Source organism: Nonomuraea cypriaca (assembly GCF_015645445.1).
In the GTDB taxonomy this organism is placed as follows: Bacteria; Actinomycetota; Actinomycetes; order Streptosporangiales; family Streptosporangiaceae; genus Nonomuraea; species Nonomuraea cypriaca.
Window position 1 is genome coordinate 1 of the sequence record NZ_JADOGI010000546.1, and the last position, 956, is coordinate 956.

1 protein-coding gene is annotated in these 956 nt (G+C 68.5%); it reads right to left on the bottom strand.

Annotated elements, in window-relative coordinates:
- Positions 1-84 precede the first annotated feature (84 nt).
- Positions 85-956 (bottom strand): tyrosine-type recombinase/integrase (locus tag ITP53_RS55525; RefSeq protein ID WP_195903516.1); only part of this gene is annotated, 872 nt, incomplete at its 5' end.

The window sequence follows — 956 nt, forward strand, 5'->3', positions numbered from 1 at the left end:
AATTATCTGGGGCTGGATGTTATGCCGGGCAAGGTGGATCAGGGCTGGCCAGCGAAGGTCTGACAGCGCGACTGCCAGAGATAATTACAAGTTCTCCAGGAAGGCGAGCAAGCTATCGCCGGGACGGTAGCGCCGGGCACCGAGGCCAGGAGGTGCGGTGCGGGCCAGGGCTTTCTCCTTGGTGGCCAGGTCGGCGTGGAGGTAGATGTCGGTGGCCTTCGTGCTGGTGTGGCCGAGCCAGAGCGCGATGGTGGAGGTGTCGACGCCGGCGTGCAGCAGCGCCATTGCCGCGGTGTGGCGCAAGGTGTGCGGGGTGACGTTCTTGGATGCGAGGGTCGTGCAGGTGCGGGCCGCGACGGGGACGTACTTGGCGAGCAGGTCGGCGACGGCGTCGCGGCTGAGGCGTCCGCCGGTGCGGTTGGGGAACAGCGGGTCGGTCGGTGCGGCGTGACGGTCGGTCATCCAGCGATGGAGCAGGCGGGCGGTGGGCCGGGTGAGCGGGGTGACGCGCTGCTTGCGGCCCTTGCCGGTGCAGCGCAGGTGGGCGCCCGCTCCGGGCTCGGCATCGGCGCAGATCAGCGAAGTGAGTTCAGAGACGCGCAGCCCGGTCTGAAGGGCGACGAGCAGCAGCAGGTGATCGCGGCGGCCCAGCGGTGTCGACTGGTCGGGAACCGCGAGGAGCGCGTCACTCTCGGCTCGGGTCAGGAAGCACACGTCGGTGGAATCATGGCGCTTGTGAGGGATGGCCAGGATGCGCTGGATGAGCAGGGCATGCTCGGGGCAACGCAGCGCCGCGTAGCCGAATAGGGAGTGGATCGCGGCCAGCCGGGCGTTGCGAGTGGTGATGCTGTTGTTCCGGTCGGTCTCGAGATGGTCCAGGAAGCCGCAGACGAGGGCGGCATCGATGTCGGCCAGGTCCAGGGCCGCAGGTGATCGGCCGAGTTGGGCTTGGGCGT